Origin of the sequence: Streptomyces sp. SudanB5_2050 (assembly GCF_964272335.1) — a bacterium.
Lineage (GTDB): Bacteria > Actinomycetota > Actinomycetes > Streptomycetales > Streptomycetaceae > Streptomyces > Streptomyces rochei.
On the sequence record NZ_OZ186760.1, the window covers coordinates 4,065,641 to 4,083,375 of the forward strand.

12 protein-coding genes are annotated in these 17,735 nt (G+C 73.9%); 5 read left to right on the forward strand and 7 right to left on the reverse strand.

Going from position 1 to position 17,735, the window contains the following annotated elements:
• Window positions 1-65: 65 nt before the first annotated feature.
• The 4 genes from ACFZP7_RS18120 to ACFZP7_RS18135 all read right to left on the reverse strand — a co-directional run bounded on the left by ACFZP7_RS18120 (window position 66) and on the right by ACFZP7_RS18135 (window position 6,941).
• Window positions 66-2,753, reverse strand: coding sequence for an ATP-binding protein (locus tag ACFZP7_RS18120; protein WP_164287761.1), 2,688 nt, complete (start codon window positions 2,751-2,753; stop codon window positions 66-68).
• 9 nt (window positions 2,754-2,762) lie between these two features.
• Window positions 2,763-3,260 (reverse strand): hypothetical protein, encoded by a 498-nt coding sequence (locus ACFZP7_RS18125; RefSeq protein ID WP_385630014.1) that lies wholly within the window; start codon window positions 3,258-3,260, stop codon window positions 2,763-2,765.
• Between the two features lie 187 nt (window positions 3,261-3,447).
• Window positions 3,448-5,064 (reverse strand): methionine--tRNA ligase, encoded by a 1,617-nt coding sequence (gene metG / locus ACFZP7_RS18130; protein WP_385634803.1) that lies wholly within the window; start codon window positions 5,062-5,064, stop codon window positions 3,448-3,450.
• A 101-nt stretch (window positions 5,065-5,165) separates the two neighbouring features.
• Window positions 5,166-6,941: a VWA domain-containing protein gene (locus ACFZP7_RS18135; RefSeq protein ID WP_385634805.1), complete on the reverse strand. Its 1,776-nt coding sequence runs from the start codon at window positions 6,939-6,941 to the stop codon at window positions 5,166-5,168.
• A gap of 264 nt (window positions 6,942-7,205) precedes the next feature.
• Between ACFZP7_RS18135 and ACFZP7_RS18140 the strand changes: the two genes are divergently transcribed.
• The gene (locus ACFZP7_RS18140) at window positions 7,206-9,290 is read left to right on the forward strand and encodes a PhoX family protein (protein WP_385634807.1); all 2,085 of its coding nucleotides are present in this window, start codon (window positions 7,206-7,208) and stop codon (window positions 9,288-9,290) included.
• A gap of 27 nt (window positions 9,291-9,317) precedes the next feature.
• Here the strand turns inward: ACFZP7_RS18140 and ACFZP7_RS18145 are convergent, their stop codons facing one another.
• The 3 genes from ACFZP7_RS18145 to ACFZP7_RS18155 form a co-directional block, all read right to left on the reverse strand.
• Window positions 9,318-10,328 carry an endonuclease/exonuclease/phosphatase family protein gene (locus ACFZP7_RS18145; RefSeq protein ID WP_031017423.1) on the reverse strand — a complete coding sequence of 337 codons (1,011 nt, stop codon included), beginning with the start codon at window positions 10,326-10,328 and terminating at the stop codon, window positions 9,318-9,320.
• A 129-nt stretch (window positions 10,329-10,457) separates the two neighbouring features.
• The gene (locus ACFZP7_RS18150) at window positions 10,458-11,372 is read right to left on the reverse strand and encodes a hypothetical protein (protein ID WP_385634809.1); all 915 of its coding nucleotides are present in this window, start codon (window positions 11,370-11,372) and stop codon (window positions 10,458-10,460) included.
• Between the two features lie 220 nt (window positions 11,373-11,592).
• Entirely contained in the window at window positions 11,593-12,054 is a 462-nt protein-coding gene (locus ACFZP7_RS18155) for a hypothetical protein (RefSeq protein WP_030977737.1), read from the reverse strand.
• 68 nt (window positions 12,055-12,122) lie between these two features.
• On the opposite strand from ACFZP7_RS18155, the gene ACFZP7_RS18160 reads away from it, so the two are divergent.
• The 4 genes from ACFZP7_RS18160 to ACFZP7_RS18175 all read left to right on the forward strand — a co-directional run bounded on the left by ACFZP7_RS18160 (window position 12,123) and on the right by ACFZP7_RS18175 (window position 17,665).
• Window positions 12,123-13,364 carry a PP2C family protein-serine/threonine phosphatase gene (locus tag ACFZP7_RS18160; protein WP_385634811.1) on the forward strand — a complete coding sequence of 414 codons (1,242 nt, stop codon included), beginning with the start codon at window positions 12,123-12,125 and terminating at the stop codon, window positions 13,362-13,364.
• A 63-nt stretch (window positions 13,365-13,427) separates the two neighbouring features.
• Window positions 13,428-14,507, forward strand: coding sequence for a hypothetical protein (locus tag ACFZP7_RS18165; protein ID WP_385634813.1), 1,080 nt, complete (start codon window positions 13,428-13,430; stop codon window positions 14,505-14,507).
• Window positions 14,508-14,655: 148 nt separating this feature from the next.
• Window positions 14,656-15,018 carry a hypothetical protein gene (locus tag ACFZP7_RS18170; RefSeq protein ID WP_062131080.1) on the forward strand — a complete coding sequence of 121 codons (363 nt, stop codon included), beginning with the start codon at window positions 14,656-14,658 and terminating at the stop codon, window positions 15,016-15,018.
• 7 nt (window positions 15,019-15,025) lie between these two features.
• Complete coding sequence (locus ACFZP7_RS18175) at window positions 15,026-17,665, forward strand: substrate-binding domain-containing protein (RefSeq protein ID WP_385634815.1); 2,640 nt, start codon at window positions 15,026-15,028, stop codon at window positions 17,663-17,665.
• Window positions 17,666-17,735: the final 70 nt, after the last annotated feature.

The window sequence follows — 17,735 nt, forward strand, 5'->3', positions numbered from 1 at the left end:
GAGCCCCGGGAGGGGGCCGTACACTCCCGGTCCCGTGCTGTAGCGACCGTGTTACGCGGCGGGCCTCAGCTGGTCGGCGGTCGGCGGAAGCGGTAGCCGGGGACGGGGCCGAGGCTCTCGTCGTCCACGTCGATGCTGTCCGACCAGTCGCGCCGTTCCAGCGGAGCCAGGAGGGACTCCAGCGAGCAGGACCAGGTCTCGCACAGGGCGCGCACGAACAGTCCGTACAGGTCGTCCGACATGCGCCACCAGTGCTTCTGCCAGGTGAGCGTGGTGTGGTCGCGGGCGAACTCGTAGGCGGTGTCCCGGTGGACGGTGGAGGGAAACACCTCCGACAGCGGTGAGGCGAAGCCGTACTGGCAGATGAAGACGCAGTTGTCGGGAATCCGGACCCGTTCCCCGGACAGCCGGTGGTTCAGCTCGGGCGGACGTGTCCGCCAGGTGAGGGGCCAGCCGAACCCCACGAAGACCTCGTCGCGCTGCCTCGCCCACTCGCGCACCTCCGGCAGGCGCAGGACCCCCTGCGACGTCAGCGCGAAGGCGATGTCGTCGGCCAGCGGATGGCAGGCGCAGTGCAGGGTGTAGGCGAGTTCCAGCTGGAGCGAGTCGTCGAAGAGCCCGGCGTCGCGCAGCCGCTGTTCCTGGGTGCGCATCCACTCCCGCATCTGGTCCCGGCCGGCGACCAGCACGGCCTTGTCCCGCGAGGCCCGGCTGGGCTGTCCGGCGAGGTAACCGGCGAAGGAGACCGAGATGTCGGAGAGGAAACCGTTGACCGTCACCGTGCCCGGGAAGTCACGCTGGCCCTGGTGCAGCATGCTGCTCCACAGCATGGCGAGCCCGATGCGCCGCCCCTTGTCGTCCCGCACTTCCGTGGCCCTGCTGACGAAGTCGTCCCGCATCCGCAGGCGGAACTTCTCCTCCCCGGCGCGCCCCTTCGCCGCCTGGGGCGGGTAGAGGCGGTCGAACACCTCCTCCGGTGACCCGGTCGCCAGGGAGAACGGCGGAAGGATCTCGGGCTCGGCCGCCCCCGGCTCCCAGGTGTGGATCGGCACCGCGTTCTCCAGGACCAGACGCTGGGCGAGCTGGGCCAGCCGTTCGTCGTCGGTCCGGTTGAACAAGCCCTTGAACGCGTAGGGGCTGATCCTGAGCCTGACCCGCACCGTGGTGCCTTCGGGCACCCAGCCCTGTCCGGTGACGGGGGTGAGCAGGGGGCGGTGGGAGGGGCCGTCGAAGGTGAGGCGACGGGCGTCCGCGAGCGAGGCGTCGTAGCGGCGGGTGATCAGTTCCACCTGGTCACCGAGGAGGAAGACGGAGAAGAAGCCGATACCGAAACGGCCGCTGGGCCGGAAACCGCCGTCGGCCAGCCCGGGGAGCCGGTTGCGGACGCTCGTGGCACTCCAGCCGCTGGTGCCGAAGTCGAGCAGCCCGTGGACCAACGTGTCCTCGTCCATGCCGGTGCCGTAGTCACGCACCTCCAGGAACCAGTCCCCGTCGGTCCTGGTCAGACGGATCTCCACCCGCCCGAGCGGGAAGTCGGGCTGCAGCGTCTGCCGGGCCAGCACGGCGTCCTGGGCGTTCTGGATCAGCTCCCGCAGGGCGACCTCGGGCTCGTCCCCGTACAGCTGCTGCCCGCCGAGCGTGCCGACCAGCGCGGGGATGTCGGAGACCTTGACGGAGGCGTCGATGGGGCGCCAGTCCTGCGCGCGGAACAGTTCCGCGAAGCGTTCCGGGGAGTCGACACCGGCGACGGCGCGCGCCGCGAGCCTGTCCCTGCCGAGGTCGTGCAGAAGGGCGTCGACGGCCTTCAGCTCGCGGTCGATGCCGCGCAGATACTCCAGCGCCAGCCACCAGGCGGTGGCGTCCTGCGGAGGGAAGGGACGCAGTGAGCTGTACGTGACCCGGTCGCCCTTCCGGTAGGGGCGGCTGATGTGTTCCTGGAACCGCCAGTGCTCGCGGGAGACACCACGGGGCCGTCGCAGGGAGAACAGATAGCTGGGCGCTCGCCGGCTGTCGACCTGGGTGGCGTCGGCGAGCCGCAGGATGCAGGCCAGCCGGAGCGGTTCGATGATCCATTCGCTGGGCTGCCAGGGCAGGGACCCGATCGGGTGCCGGAACTCTCCGGCGAGGCGGTCCACGGGCCACCAGTGACTGGCCGCGAGTTCGCCGATCAGCGGCCCGTACCACTCCCGGAGCTGGACTTCCTCGATGAGGAAGATCTCGTTGCCCGCGCTCGACCGCCAGGGCTGGTCCACCAGCCGCTTCGCCTGTTCCGCGTGGGTCTCGCGGATGGCGGTCGCCACGCAGGCTTCGGCGATCTCCGCGGACGGGGCGTCCAGCTCCTCCCGGTCCGGCCAGCACCCCTCTCGTTCGTAGTGGGCCAGCGACACCAGATCGTGCCAGCGCCGCTCACCCAGTGCCTCGGGCACGGTCGTCCCGTAGGCGGCCGCCCCCATCGCCGCGTCGTGCAGCACGAACGCGCAGCCCAGGACGTAGGCCTCGGCCGGATTCAGGGTGACCTCGTCGCCGCAGACGAGGTCGGCCGTCTCCCACAACGCGTCCACGTGGCTGATGTCGTGCACGGTGAAGTCGGGCATGCTCCGGGCGTTCTCCTCCAGGAGGACGCCCGCCTTCCTCCGCAACTCCGTGTACGACGTGCGCAACCGCTCCCGCTCTCCGGCGTGCGGGTCCAGGCCCGGACGCGCGGCCAGGGTGTTCCGCCACAGAGGCGTGCTCGTGTGGGCGTGCTCGGTCACGGGGGACGGTCACCTCATCGCTGGTAGGAGGAACACGGCAGCGAGCACCCACATGGTGATCACCGACACGAGGATGAAGAGCACCACATACGTCTCGTACCAGCGGAAGAAGTTGCCGGGGCGGGGACGCGTGCGGAAGCCGGGCCCGACGATCTCGTCGGTGATGTCGCACTCCTCGTTGCGGTAGTCGAGCCAGGCGAGTGCCCCGACCACGATCAGCGTGCCCGTGAAGGCGGCGACGACCGTGGCCAGCGTCAGCAGGCCGATCACTCCGCCCCGGGCGGTGGACGCCGCCAGCTCCCACTTGCGGTAACCGACGAAGAGGGCGAGCGCCGCGGTGACGAGGGCGGTGGCGAGGGTCTGGTAGATGGCGAGGAAACGGTGCGCGTTCTCGTTCACCGTCTGGATCTGCTGCAGGAGGTACCGATAACGCTCCAGCGCGAACTCGTCACGGATCGTGGCGGCGTCCGTGGCCGTGTCCGGCCGCGTCTGTTCCGATTCCCCCATTGCCCCCACCCGTAGGCATGCCGTCCACGGACCTATACCCACCCGCCGATCGATCCACCCGGCCGGGAACGCGACGGTGGCCGGGCCGGGGGAGCCGGCGAAGGCGCAGCACACAGGCCCGGGAACGTGGACGTTCCCGGGCCTGTGGACGTGCGGTGTCCGCTGCTCGCTTCTACGCGGGCCGCTTCTACGCGGTCGGCTTCTCCTCGAGACGCGGGAAGAGCACCGCGCCCTTGGTGATGGTCGAACCGGCCGGCAGCCGGCCCCAGTCCGCCGCCTCCTGGACCCGCTGGTCCGCGAGGGCGCCCAGGGAGGCTTCGGCGCCGAGGGAGTCCCAGAGCTTCTGGGAGGTGTCCGGCATGATCGGGTTGAGCAGGACGGCCATGGCACGGAGGGATTCCGCGGCCGTGTAGAGGATCGTCGCCAGACGGGCCTTGCCCTCGTCGGAGGTGTCCTTGGCGACCTTCCAGGGCTCCTGCTCGGTGATGTAGCCGTTGACCTGCTTGACGAAGTCGAAGACGGCCAGGATGCCGCCCTGGAAGTCCAGCTCCTCGCCGATCTTCCGGTCCGCCTCCGCGACCGCCTTGGCCAGGCCCTCGTGGACGGCCCGCTCCGCCTCGCCGTCGGCCGCCGAGGCCGGCAGCTCGCCGCCGAAGTACTTGTTGACCATGGCCGCCACGCGGGAGGCGAGGTTGCCGTAGTCGTTGGCCAGCTCGCTGGTGTAGCGGGCGGAGAAGTCCTCCCAGGAGAAGGAGCCGTCCTGGCCGAAGGCGATGGCCCGCAGGAAGTACCAGCGGTACGCGTCCACGCCGAAGTGCGAGGTCAGGTCCTGCGGCTTGATGCCGGTCAGGTTGGACTTCGACATCTTCTCGCCGCCGACCATCAGCCAGCCGTTCGCGGCGATCTTGCCGGGCAGGGGCAGGCCCTGCGCCATCAGCATGGCCGGCCAGATGATCGCGTGGAAGCGGAGGATGTCCTTGCCGACGAGGTGGACGTCGGCGGGGAAGGTGGCCTCGAACTTCTCCGGGTTCTCGTTGTAGCCGACCGCCGTGGCGTAGTTCAGCAGAGCGTCGACCCACACGTAGATGACGTGCTTCTCGTCCCACGGGACGGGCACGCCCCAGTCGAAGGTCGAGCGGGAGATGGAGAGGTCCTGGAGGCCCTGGCGGACGAAGTTCACGACCTCGTTGCGCGCGGACTCGGGCTGGATGAAGCCCGGGTTGGCCTCGTAGTGGGCGAGCAGCTTCTCGCTGTACTCGCTCAGCTTGAAGAAGTAGTTCTCCTCGCTGAGGATCTCCACCGGCTTCTTGTGGATCGGGCAGAGCTTCTGGCCCGCGTACTCGCCCTCGCCGTCGAGCAGCTCACCGGGGAGCTTGTACTCCTCGCAGCCCACGCAGTACGGGCCCTCGTAGCCGCCCTTGTAGATCTCGCCCTTGTCGTACAGGTCCTGCACGAACTCCTGGACGCGGTCGGTGTGCCGCTTCTGCGTGGTGCGGATGAAATCGTCGTTGGCGATGTCGAGGTGCTCCCACAGGGGCTTCCATGCCTCCGTGACGAGCTTGTCGGCCCAGGCCTGGGGAGTGACCCCGTTCGCCTCGGCCGTACGCATGATCTTCTGACCGTGCTCGTCCGTGCCGGTGAGGTACCACACCTTCTCGCCGCGCTGGCGGTGCCAGCGGGTGAGCACGTCGCCTGCGACGGTCGTATAGGCGTGGCCCAGGTGAGGAGCGTCGTTGACGTAGTAGATGGGGGTCGAGACGTAGTACGCCTTCGCCCCCTGCTTCTCGGTTCCAGTGGCCGCCATGGGCGAAATCCTACTGGTCCGGTGGAGGTCGGCTCACACGCGTTTCGGCGGGCGGACAGGGGGCCCGGCCGGGTGGGCGTCCCTGTCCGCCGCCGTGGGCCCTACGGTCGCCAGGCGGCCAGTACGCCCTCGTAGAGCTCCTTGTCGGTCAGCTCCTTCGGGGTCTCGCCGGCCAGGAAGTGGGAGGCGTTGCCGGTCTTGAGCTTGCGGAGGTAGTCGAACGCCTTGTTCTCGGGGTCGCCGAACGCGACGAAGGAGAAGTGGACGTGCGGGTGGTTCTCCGCCGCGTCGGTGAGGGCCCGGGTGGCCGGGGTCTTGGCGTCCGGGGCGCCGTCGGTCTGGAAGACCACCAGGGCGGGGGTGCCGGGGTCCGCCTCCTCGGCGTGGTGGGCGAGGACGGCCTCGACGGCGGCGTGGTAGCTGGTGCGGCCCATGCGGCCGAGCGCTGCGTGCAGCTCGTCGATCTTGTTCTCGTGGTCGGTGAGGGTGAGGTCGCCGGTGCCGTCCACTTCCGTGGAGAAGAAGGTGACGTGGACCGTGGCCTCGGGGTCCAGGTGGGCGGCGAGGGCGAGGGTCTGCTCGGCGAGGGCCTGGGCGGAGCCGTCCTTGTAGTACGGGCGCATGGAGGCGGAGCGGTCGAGGACGAGGTGGACCTTGGCGCGGGCGCCGGTGAGGTCGTGCTTCTTGAGGGCGGCGGCGGCGGCCTTGTAGGCGGAGGTGAGGCCGGGGGCGTGGGTGCGGATGCGGGCCGCGGGGGTGGCGGGCTTGGGGGCCTCGGCTTCGCCTTCGGCCTTCGTGGTCCCACCCGCACCACCCGTGCTGCTTTCGTCGTCGGGTGCGGGTGGCCCCTGCGGGGGCTGCCCGCCGTCGGCGGCCGCGGGCTCGGGGGTGGCAGGGACGGGGGCGGGAGCAGGGGCGGGGGCAGCTTCCGGTTCCGGCTTCGCCTCGGCTTCCGGCGCCGGTGCCGGTGCCGGTGCCGGTGCCGGTTCGGCTTCCGGCTTGGCCTCCGGCTTCGGCAGGGTCTTCGGCTCCGCCTCGGCCTCCGACGCCGCTTCGCCTTGCGGCTCAGGCTCCGGCTTGGCCTCCGGGGCCGCTACGGACTCCGGCGCCGGCTTCGTCTCCGGCTCCGGGGTCGCTTCGGCCTCCGGTTCCGGGTTTGGCTCCGGCTCCGGGGTCGCTTCGGCCTCCGGCTCAGGCTCCGGCTTCGCTTCCGGCGTCGCTACGGACTCCGGTTCCGGCTTCGGCTCCGGGGTCGGTTCGGGCTCCGGCTCCGGCCGGGGGTCCGGCTGGGTTTCGGCGTTCGGGTTCGGGTGTGCCTCGGGCTCCGCGTTCGGCTCGGTGTCCGGCTTCGTGGCGGCTTCGGGTTCCGGTTCCGGCCTGGGCTCGGCCGCGGTCTCGGCTGCGGCCTGCGGTTCCTGCGGGGGCTCGGGCTGTGGTGTCGCTTCCGGCTTCCGCGAGGGCTCCGGCTCGGTCGCGGCCTGCGGTGTCGGTTCCGGCTTCGGTTCCGGTTCCGGGGTCGGCTCGGGTTCCGGCTTCGGTTCCGGGGTCGGCTCGGTGGCCGGCTCGCGGGCGGGGGTCGGCTCGGTCCGGGAGTCGGAGGTCGGGGGCTCCGTCGGTTTCGGGACCGTGACGTTGGCGAAGGCGGCCTTGACGAGTTCGTGCTCGTCGGGGGCGGCCGGTGCCGGCTCCTGGCGCGGCTCGGGGACCTGGGCGGCCTCCGGCGCGGCCGGTTCCGCGGGTGCGGTGGGCTGGGACGGGAGCTTCGGCTCCGCCGCGATCGCCGACGGTGCCGTCTCCTGAGCCGCACCCTCCGCCTGGGCGGCCCGTTCTTTGCGTGACCGGCCGAACGCGTTCCGCAGGAGAGTGAGAATGCCCATGTGCGCAACCCTTCGCGTGAGTTGATGCCCGTAGATCCCTGGCCAGGACGGACACGTAAGGTTAGCGGCCCCGACTTGTGATCTTGTGCAGGGTCTGCCACGGAAGGGCGGGCGCGTCAAGGAGGGATCGAGACGCCGCGGCAATTCCCTTCCGGCTTCCACGGGTTCACCCGCCGTTCACCGCGGCGCCCGTCTCCCGCACGTATGTGCACCTACGGTCACGCTGACACCAGGGCATCCAGGGATTCTCAAGGGGAGAACACAGTGCGCAAGCTGCTGCCGTTGATCGGAACGCCGTCCGGTTCGCACCCCGGCGGCCGGTCCGCCATGACCTGCCGTTTCCGGTGTGGTGACGCCTGCTTCCACGAGGTGCCCAACACCAGCTCCAACGAGTACGTCGGTGACGTCATCGCCGGCGCGCTCAGCCGCCGTTCCATGATGCGTGCCGCCGCCGTCGTCACCGTGGCCGCCGCGGGCGCCGGGGCCGTGGGCGTGGCGGGGGCGCCGTCGGCGCAGGCCGCGCCGGCGGCCGGGAAGGGACACGGGCACGGGAAACCGTCGAGGGCGGACGGTGCGCGCGGGCTGCGGTTCACGCCCGTCGCGCCCAACACCGACGACGTCGTGACCGTCCCGGAGGGGTACCGGCAGGACGTGGTGATCCGCTGGGGCGAGCCGATCCTGCGCGGCGCGCCCGCCTTCGACCCGGAGAAGCAGAGCGCGAAGGCGCAGGCCGGGCAGTTCGGCTACAACAACGACTTCCTCGCGCTGCTGCCGCTGCGCGGTGAGCACGGCCGCCAGGTCCTCGTCGCCAACCACGAGTACACCGACGAGGTGCTCATGTTCCGCGACTACGACCCCGAGAACCCGACCCGCGAGCAGGTCGAGATCGCCTGGGCGGCGCACGGCCTGTCCGCCGTGGTCGTGGAGGAGGAGCGCGGGAGCGGCCGGCTGAAGCCCGTCACGCGGCACCGGCTCAACCGGCGGGTCACCGCGACCACCGAGTTCCGGCTGACCGGCCCGGCCGCCGGCTCCGACCTGGTCAAGACCTCCGCCGACCGCACCGGCCGCAAGGTCCTCGGCACCCTCAACAACTGCTCCGGCGGCACCACCCCGTGGGGCACCACGCTGCACGGCGAGGAGAACTTCAACCAGTACTTCGCCAACGGCAGCCGGGCCACCGACAAGCGTTACGGCCTCGGCACCGGCGCCACCGAGCGCAAGTGGGAGCGTTTCGACAAGCGGTTCGACGTCGCCCAGGAGCCGAACGAGCCGCACCGCTTCGGGTACGTCGTCGAGCTGGACCCGTACGACCCCGACTCCACCCCGCGCAAGCACACGCTGCTCGGCCGCTTCAAGCACGAGGCCGCGACCGTGCGGCTGACCCACGACGGGCGCCCGGTCGTCTACACCGGCGACGACGAGCGCTTCGACTACTTCTACAAGTTCGTCGGCAGCAAGCGGATGCGGCACGGGAACTCCCGCTGGGCGCGCGAGCACAACCTGTCGCTGCTCGACGAGGGCACGCTCTACGTCGCCAAGCTCTCCGGCGACTCCCCGGAGATCGAGATCGACGGCACGGGCAAGCTGCCGGGCGACGGCGAGTTCGACGGCAGCGGCACCTGGATCCCGCTGGTCACCGCCACCGAGGACGGCGCCGTCTCGCACGTCGAGGGGATGACCGCCGAAGAGGTGTGCGTGTTCACGCGGCTCGCCGGTGACAAGGTCGGCGCGACGAAGATGGACCGGCCCGAGGACATCGAGCCGTCGCCGAAGACCGGCAAGGTCTACGTCGCCCTCACCAACAACTCCAACCGCGGCAAGGCCGGTTACGCCGGTCCCGACGAGGCGAACCCGCGCAACTCCAACAAGCACGGCCACGTGCTGGAGCTGACCGAGCGCTGGAACCGGGCCGACGCCACCCGCTTCGCCTGGTCGCTGTTCCTGGTCGCCGGTGACCCGGAGGACCCGGCGACGTACTTCGCGGGCTTCCCCAAGGACCGGGTCAGCCCGATCTCCTGCCCGGACAACGTCGCCTTCGACGACCACGGCAACCTGTGGCTGTCCACCGACGGCAACGCCCTCGGCAGCCACGACGGCCTCTTCGGCGTGGCCACCAAGGGCGACCGGCGCGGCGAGCTGAAGCAGTTCCTGACCGTGCCGACCGGCGCGGAGACCTGCGGTCCGCTGATCCAGGACCGGCGGGTGCTGGTCGCCGTGCAGCACCCGGGCGAGGTCGACGGCGCCTCCGTGGAGCAGCCGGCCAGCACCTGGCCCGACGGACCCGGCACCTACGTGCGCCCGGCGGTCGTGGCGGTGTGGCGCGCGGACGGCCGCGGCATCGGCGTCTGAGCCGGCCGGAGCGGTACGGGGCCGGTGTCAGCCGGCCCCGTGCAGCGTCAGGTCGACGACCAGCGCCCGGTGGTCGGTGTCGGCCAGGTCCAGGAACCGGGCGCGGTGCGCGGCGAACTCCTGGGAGACCAGGACGTGGTCGATCTGCACGCCGAACGCCGGGGCGGTCCGGGCCGGCCAGGTGACCGTACGGTCGGCCCCGGCCAGCCGGGCCGCGTCGCTCAGCCCCGTGTCGAGGATGCGGCGGAAGGCGGCGTGGTCCTGGGAGGCGTTGAAGTCCCCGGCGAGGACGGTGGGGGTGCCGCGGTCCTCGGCGACGGCGTCGCGCAGCGCGTCCAGCTCCTCGCGCCACAGGCCGACCTGGTCCGGCAGCGGCGGCATCGGGTGGGCCAGCTGGAGCCGTACGGCGTGGCCGCGGACGTCGGCGACGGCGCCGGGCATGCCCATGGTGGCCCGGACGCCCGGCGCGGGTTCCAGGGGGAAGGCGCTCAGGATGACGGAGCCCTCGGAGCCGCCGCCCTCCACGGCCTGCCGGTGGGGGTAGTCGGCGGCGAGTTCGCGCCGCAGCGCCGCGTCGCACGTGTACTCGCACTCCTGGACGAACACGAGGTCGGGCCTCTCGCGCCGGACGGCGGAGATCAGTTCGTCGGTGCCCCGGCCGAACTCCACGTTGGACGTGAGCACCCGCAGCTCGGCGAGCGGCGGTCCGGAGGGGTCGGCGGTCTTGCCGTAGGGCTCGATGAACCAGGCCAGCAGCCCGAGCAGCGCCACCCCCCACACCGCGCCGGTCCACCACCGGGCGAGCAGGGTCAGCAGCAGTCCGGCACCGGTCGGCAGCAGCAGCCAGGGCAGGAAGGCGAGCAGCTGCGGCACGGGGGTGACGCCGTCGGTGTCGGCGGCGCGGCAGCCGGCCACCACGCTCACCGCGGCGAACAGCAGACCCGCGCACCAGGCCCCGAACCGCCGTCCGCCGGTGCGGCGGGCCGCCGTCCGGTCGCGGGGGTCCGTCCACTCGCCGGTCGCCGTGTCGGTGTCCAAGTCCGGCCCTTCGCTCGAGGGTGCGGTGCCTGCCCGTTCTCTTCGCGCGCTGTCGGGTCCCCGGAGGCGGGGGAACCCTCTCTCGCACTCGAAGACGGCGACGGCGGGCGGAAAGTTGCGCCCCGCCGTTCAGAGCCGGGCGCGGCTCGGCCGGGTCGGCGCCGGGTCCGCCGTGGCCCGGGCGGGGGGCCGCCGGCGGCGCAGCAGGTGCGCGTAGCGGCCGCCGAGCCAGGAGGCCAGGGCGACCGTGAGGCCGAGGCCGACCAGCAGCCAGGCGGCGGTGCGCAGGGTCTCGGTGAGGGCGTCGTAGACGGCGAGCGCGGCCGGGCCGTCCACCGCGCCGGGCAGTTCGGCGAGGGTGGCCCGGCGGCCCGCCACGACCGCGAGGGCCAGCAGCGCCCCGCCGAGCGCGGTGCCGATCCCGACGGCCGTGACGGCGCGCCGGCGGCACGCGGCGACGGCGATGCCGGTGAGCGCGAAGACGACGGACGCGAGCGGCAGCCAGAAGGCCGCGACGTCGAGCACCCGGTAGCCCTTCCTGAGCCGGTCCGCCTCGTGGGCCGGGAGCACGGTGACCGCGGTGTGCCGGACCGGGATGCGCCGTGCGAAGGGCACGTGGTCCTCGGTGAGCCGTTCCTTGACGCGGGCGGTGACGGGGGCGAGGTCGGCGGTGACCGGACGTCCGGCGGCCCGGTCGTCGCGCAGGGCGCGCACCAGGGCCCGGTGGACGGTCCGGTTCGCCTCGTTCCAGCCCTCGCGGAAGGCATCGGTCCGCGTGAACGACCGTGCCGCGTCCCGCACGAAGTCCCGGACGGTCCCGTGCAGCGGCCCGGCCGCGACCTCGCCGGCCACGCCGTCGCCCACCGCGTCGGCGACCGCCTCGCGCACGTCCGGGTCACCGGCGAGCGGCGCCATGACGGCGACGTACCGCCCGGTGTCGGCCAGCCCGTACGCCGCCCAGCCGGCCAGCGTGCCGCACGGCGCGAGCAGGCAGGCGAGGACGATCAGGACGGCCGACAGCGCGGTGCGAGGACGTGGGGACACCCTTCCAGGCAAGGCCGCGGGGGCGGCGGGAGCGAGCCGGGTGACTGCATTCGGGCGCCCCCGGCGCCCCGAACGTGCGCGGTGGCGGCGCCTTGCCCGCGCGTCGCACCGGCGCACCGAGAGCGCGTCGCACCGGCGCACCGGACGCGCGCCGTGCCTGCGCCCGGTTCACCCGTGGCGCGTGGCGCGCCCTCCACCGCCCCCGGTCCCGGGCGGTCGCTCAGAGGACGCGGTGGCCCTCCGCGTCCTCGCAGGTGTAATGGCGGTAGAAGTTCGCGCCGGTCACCGCCGCCGCGACCAGCAAGGACACCAGGACGCAGGTGAACATGGCCACACCGCTGCGGGAGTACAGGAAGCCGACCGCGCTGCCCGTGAACGCGCCCCAGAGCACCGCGTGGCCCTCGCGGGGCAGCCGCTGCGCCACGGCGCGGACCACGGCGTACAGGACGACGAACGCGAGCGCCGTCATGAAGCCGAACAGCAGGTTCCAGCCGGTGACGGGGCCGCCTCGGCGGCTGATGGACGCCGCCCAGTACCCGTAGAGCAGTCCGGCCAGGACGGGTACCGCCCACTTCGCCACCAGATGGGTGCGCTCGCCGAACACGTCGGGCAGGGCGTCCGGCGCCCGGCCGCGCCGTTCCGCTCCGGCGGAGGTCTTGCGTGTGGGTACCGCGTGAGCCATGAGAGCACTCCTCTCGCCTCGCCCCCGCCTACCAGCGCACACCTGCCCGCGCCGACTGGCAAGTCAGGATGCGGGCCGCGTGGGGGCGTGCTTCGCTGACACGCGTGAGGGGTCGCGTCCGCAGGCCGGTGCGTGGCCGGTGGCGGCTGCTCGGCCGGCTCGTCCAGGCCGCCGGCCGGGGCGACGCCGTGTCCCGGCACGAGCTGCTCAGCGTGCGCGGCCGCAGCGTGGCCTGGCTGTTCCCGCTGCTGATGCTCGTCGCCATCGCGGCGATCGACGTCGCCACCGGCGCGTTCCACATCGTCTCCTGGACCGTCCTGGTGCCCGGCGTGGCCGCGGCGATCTGCGGGGTCCGGGCCACCGCCGTGTTCGCGGTGGCCGCCGTCGCCGTCTACGTGCTCGCCGACACCACCTGGCAGCACCGCGATCAGACCGGGCTGCCCGGTCTGATCCTGGTCTCCCTCGGCGGGGCCATCGCCGTGGTGGCCGCCGGGGTCCGGGTCGGCGGCGAGCGGCGGATGCTGCACATGCGGGACATCGCCGAGACCACCCGGCGCACCGTGCTCCGTCCGATCCCGGAGGGTTGGGGCGGCCTCGACCACGCCGCCGTCTACCTCTCCTCGGACAGCGAGGCCCGGGTCGGCGGCGACTTCTACGACGTCCAGCCCGGACCGCACGGCACCCGGGTCCTCGTCGGCGACGTGCAGGGCAAGGGGCTGGGCGCGGTGGAGACGGCCGCCGCGCTGCTCGGCACGTTCCGCGAGGCCGCCTACCACGAGGCGGACCTCGCCACGGTCGCCGAACGCCTGGAGGTCCGCATCCGGCGCCACCGCGGGCACACCGCGGCCCTCGGCCGGGCCGACGGCGACCGCTTCGCCACCGCGGTGCTGATCGGGTTTCCCCCCGACCGGCCGGACGTGGTCGAGGCCGTCGTCTTCGGCCACGAACCGCCGCTGGCCGCCGGACCCGGCGGCGTGCGGTACCTGCCGGTCACCGGCGGGCTGCCGCTGGGCATGGGCGACCTCGTGCCCGGTCCGCAGGCGCCGCCGGTCACCCGGCACACCCTCGCCCCGGAGGAGACGCTGCTCGTGGTCACCGACGGGGTGACCGAGGCGCGGGACGCCGAGGGCCGCTTCTACCGACACGCCGACGACGTCGCCCGCGCCGTCACCGCCGACGCCTCGAACGCCGCTCCGTCCCGGCTGGTGGCGCTCGTGCGGGACGGCACGCTGCGGCACTGCCGGGGACGGCTGTCGGACGACACCACGGTCTTCGCGGTACGGCGCCTGCCCGGGCCGGCGTACGGCTGAGTGCCCCGCTTCGCAGCCGCAGCGGTTAACGTGCTGCCGTACTGATCGACAGGGGGAGGGGACATGCCCGGAACCGTGCTGCTGCTCGCGGCGTCGCCCGTGGGCAAGGGGTGCCTGGTGGACGCCGCCTCCGTGCTCCCGGTGCTGGCGGCGGTGCCGCCCGCCGTGCTCTCCGGCACCGACACGGCGAACGTCGTCGAACTCGCCGACCCGCTGGAGCCGCAGGCCGTCCTCACCCGGCTGCGCGCCGCCGCCGCGGCCCCGGGACCGCTGACCGTCTACGTCGCCGGGCAGCTCCAGCTGGACCGGCGCCAGCGGCTGCCGCACCTCGCGCTGGCCCGCACCACCCCGGCGACCGTCCGCTACACCGCCCTGCCCTGGCACTGGATCAAGGAGGAACTGCGGCTGCGGCCGAGCGGCGCGACGACGCTGCTCCTCGATCTGCACGCCGACCAGGAGACCTGGCAGTGGCTGCGGGCCAACCCGCTGGACTGCGGGCGCAACAACGCCGTGCTCGGGCGCGTCGCGCCGCCGCCCGCGCGGCGGACGGTGGCCGCCCCGGCGTACATGCGCGCCGTGGCCACGATCCTGCGCAGCGGGCACCGGCCGCCGGCCGACCAGCTGCACCAGCAGGCGCTGGCCCGGCTCGCCGCCGAGGCCGCGGCGAACGGCACCCCGGCCGGCGCCGATCTGGTGCTGACGGCGCCCGGACCGGTCGCGGGCGACCCGCACGCCGTCATCGCCGACGCCGTGCGCTCGGGGCGGCACGCGGACGCCGACGCGCTCGCCGCCCGGCACGAACGGGCCGCCGCCCAGGCGGGCGGGCCCGCCTCCGAGGAGGCGCTGCACTGGGCCGAGGTCCGGGCCGACCTGGCGATGTTCGCGGGCGACCCGGCGCGCAGCTGCCGGGCCTGGCTGACGGTCGCCCAGACCCGCCTGGGCGCCGGCCAGCCGCCCGGCGCACCGGCCGTGGAGGCGGCCGTCGACCGGGCCCACCACCAGTGGGGGCGGGTCCGCGACGCCGACGCCGCCCGTGAACTGGGCACGGCGCTGGCCGCGTTGCGGGGCCGGGTGCCGGGCCGGCGCGAGGGCGCGCTGGACCATGTGCAGCGGGAGCTGAGCCGGTTGCAGACGCAAGGCTGACGCCGGCCGGGCACGGCGGGCCGTCGGTGGCGGCCCGGGTCGGGCGCGAGCGGACGCGCCGTCGGCCCCGCGCGCGCCCGCGTGCGCGGCACGAGAGCGGCGTACGGACCCTCCCCTGCGCGCAACAGCGGTGCCATGATGGTGAGTTATGGCTGAGGGGGACGGGGTGGTGACGCGTGGTATCCGGATCCGGCTGGGTCAGGCCGCGCGCGAGAGCGACATCGGGGCCCTGCACAAATGGCTCGAACGGGAGAAACCGCTCGCCGAGCTGATCCGGACCGACCAGCTCCGCATCGATGAGCGGAGCCGGACCGACGAGGCCGGCGCGCCGATGGGCATCGGCATGGACATCGTCGTGGCGGTGACCGGGGGAGCGGCGGGCGCGATCTTCCAGGGGGTGGTGGACCAGGTCAGGCGGTCCGTGGACGCCTGGCGGGCCAACCGCCGCCAGGTGGAGGACGGCGAGCCGCCCGAGGCGGACGTCGAGCCGGTGCGTCCCGACGACAGGTAGGCGGCCGGTGACCGGTGACGACCCGCGGGGGAAGGCGAACCGGGCGCTGTTGGTCGGGGTGTCCGAGTACGACAACACGGCGCCGCCGGACGGCGTGCCCGGCGACCTGCCGGCGGTCAAGCACAACCTGAGCCGGCTGGCGGAGGCGCTGCGGCACGGCGGCGTCTTCGGCGAGCACGAGATCACGGTCTGCCGCTCTCCCGACCAGGGCGCCTTCAACCGGGAGCTGTGGAAGGCCGCCCAGGAGGCCGAGGGCGTCCTGCTGCTGTACTTCGCCGGGCACGGGGCGATACCGAACGCGGGCGACGAGCTGTTCCTCCAGATGCGCGACGCACGCGTGGTCGCGGGCGGGCACGCGGTCTTCCCGGGCGCGCAGATGTTCAGCGTCGCGCAGGCGATGCTGGTCGCCGGCAAGGCCCGGCGGATCGTGATCGTCCTCGACTGCTGCTTCGCCGGGAACGCCGCCTGGATCCGTCCCGAGCCCCGCGACAAGCGGTTGCTGCTGCTGATGAGCGTGCAGGCCAACCACCGCATCGACGCGGGCGGTCCCGACAGCCCGACGCCGTTCACCGCCGAGCTGGTCCGGTCGCTGGAGGCGGGCGGCGACGTGTCGTTCCGCACCCTCGCGGACGACCTGCGGGCCCGGATGGCCGCCGCCGGTCACCGGACCGTGCGGGGCGACGCCTGGGAGCCGGAGAGCCGTGCGGAACCCGGGGAGGACGTGCTCCTCGCCGCCCGCCCGGCGCACACCCCGCCGCCCCCGCCACCACCGCCCCCGCCACCGCCGCCCCCGCCGGGGCGGGAGCTGACGGCCCTGATCCGGGCGGCGCTGGCCGGGCTGCCGGGCCGGGTGGGCCGGGCCCGTGGAGCGCTGGCCCGCGGCGTCCGCCGCGCCCTCGCCCCCCTGCTGCCGGGGTCGGGTCCCGGCGGCAGGACCCGGCGGCTGGTCGTCGCGGGCACGGCGCTGCTGATCGTGGCCGTGACCGGGATCGGCTTCGGCTTCCACCGATTCGCCGGGAGCGCCGGCGACCCGTCCTCCTGCGCCCCGCCCCTGGAGTTGCGCGTCCTCACCGACCCCGACCTGGAGCCGACCGTGCGGGCCGCCGCCGACGCCTATCTGACCTCCGCCGGGAACACCACCGACGACGGCTGCCGGCGCAGCGGCATCACCGTCTACAGCGCGGGCGCCGCCGACGCGGTCACCGCGCTGCGCAAGCAGACCCGTGCCTGGCAGGAGCCCCCGGACGACGACACCAACCCGCAGCGGGACGTCGGCCCGCAGCCCGACGTGTGGATACCCGCCTCCCCCGCCGACGCCGCCCGGGTCACCGCCGGTCAGGACACCGACGCCGTCGCCGAACTCGACGCCGACGAGGAGCCCCTGGCGTACTCCCCGGTCGTGCTCGCCGTCCCCCAGGAGCTGGCCGCCGACGCCCGCGACGAGCGCTCCGGCCCGGCGCTCACCCGCATGATCGACGCCCTGCGCGCCCGGCACCCGGCCGCCGGGGTGCGCCGCCCCGACCCCGAGCACACCGGCACGGGGCTGCTCGCGACGATCGGCCTGTACCGCGACGCCGGCGACGCCACCCCCTCGGAGCTGCGCCGCGCCGAGGACCGGGTCGCCCAGCCCGGCCCGCCCTCGCCGACCGCCGCCGAGCTGCTGTGCACGCTGCCCGACGACGACGGCGTCGACAGCCGCACCGCGGCCCTCGTCCCCGAGTTCCTGCTGAAGAGCGGGGTGGGCTGCGACAGCGCCCGCCGCACCCCGCGCATGGCGCAGTACCCCGGTGACGTGCCGGGCCTGGAGCCCCTCTTCGTCCGCGTCCGCTGGCAGGGCGCCGACCGCGACGCGGCGGACCGGGACCGCGCGGCGGACGGATTCCGGCGCTGGCTCACCGGCGAGGGGGGACGGCAGGCGTTCGCCCGGGACGGCTTCCGCTCCGCCACCGGCGACCGGGCCCTGCTGGACGGCGACAAGGCCGACGGAGCGCTGCACGCGCCGTCGCCGCTGACCGAGTCCGCCGGACGGGACGCCATGGAGGCGGCCCTGGAGGGCTACAAGGGAGCCAACGGCCCCGGCCGGGTGCTGTTCCTGCTGGACGCCTCCGGCTCGATGGCCGGCCAGTGGGAAGGGCCCAGCGGCGGCCCCGGCCTGCTGAAGCAGTCCCTGAGCGGCCTCGGCGACCGGGACGAGTACGAGGTGTGGGAGGTCTCGGGCACCGGCGGGGACACCCACGACACCGTGCTCCGCTTCGGCCCGCACACCCGCCGGGAGGCCGAGCGCGTCATCGACCGCGAGGTCCGGGTCCGGGACGCCGAGGCCGACCCGCTCGACGCGCTGCTGGACGCGCTCGAGGCCATGGAGCAGCGGGGGGCCGGCGACGAGCGTCCGGGGCTGATCGTCTTCGTCACGGACGACGAGGACGCGGGCGCGCTGAGCGGCGAACGCTTCGACGACCTGCTGGCCCTCGCCCGCGCGGTGGACGTGCCGGTCACGATGGTCTCCCTCAAGGGCGGCGCCTGCGACGACGGCAAACCGGACGCGCGGGTCTCGGGGGCGAGCGGCGGCCGCTGCGTGGACGCCGACGACGATCTCGGCACCGCCCTGCACGACGAGGTCGCGCGGATCGGCACGGGGGAGGGCTGATGGTCGTACGGCAGCGGAGGCTCGGGTCCGGGCGGGCGGGGCCGGCGGGGCGGGCACGGTGGGCGCGCGG

Coding starts and splice junctions, on each gene's coding strand:
- ACFZP7_RS18135 (WP_385634805.1), bottom strand. CDS start 6,941: ATGGGCATTCTCACTCTCCTGCGGAACGCGTTCGGCCGGTCACGCAAA.
- ACFZP7_RS18125 (WP_385630014.1), bottom strand. CDS start 3,260: ATGGGGGAATCGGAACAGACGCGGCCGGACACGGCCACGGACGCCGCC.
- ACFZP7_RS18165 (WP_385634813.1), top strand. CDS start 13,428: ATGCCCGGAACCGTGCTGCTGCTCGCGGCGTCGCCCGTGGGCAAGGGG.
- ACFZP7_RS18155 (WP_030977737.1), bottom strand. CDS start 12,054: ATGGCTCACGCGGTACCCACACGCAAGACCTCCGCCGGAGCGGAACGG.
- ACFZP7_RS18170 (WP_062131080.1), top strand. CDS start 14,656: ATGGCTGAGGGGGACGGGGTGGTGACGCGTGGTATCCGGATCCGGCTG.
- ACFZP7_RS18160 (WP_385634811.1), top strand. CDS start 12,123: ATGCGGGCCGCGTGGGGGCGTGCTTCGCTGACACGCGTGAGGGGTCGC.
- metG (WP_385634803.1), bottom strand. CDS start 5,064: ATGGCGGCCACTGGAACCGAGAAGCAGGGGGCGAAGGCGTACTACGTC.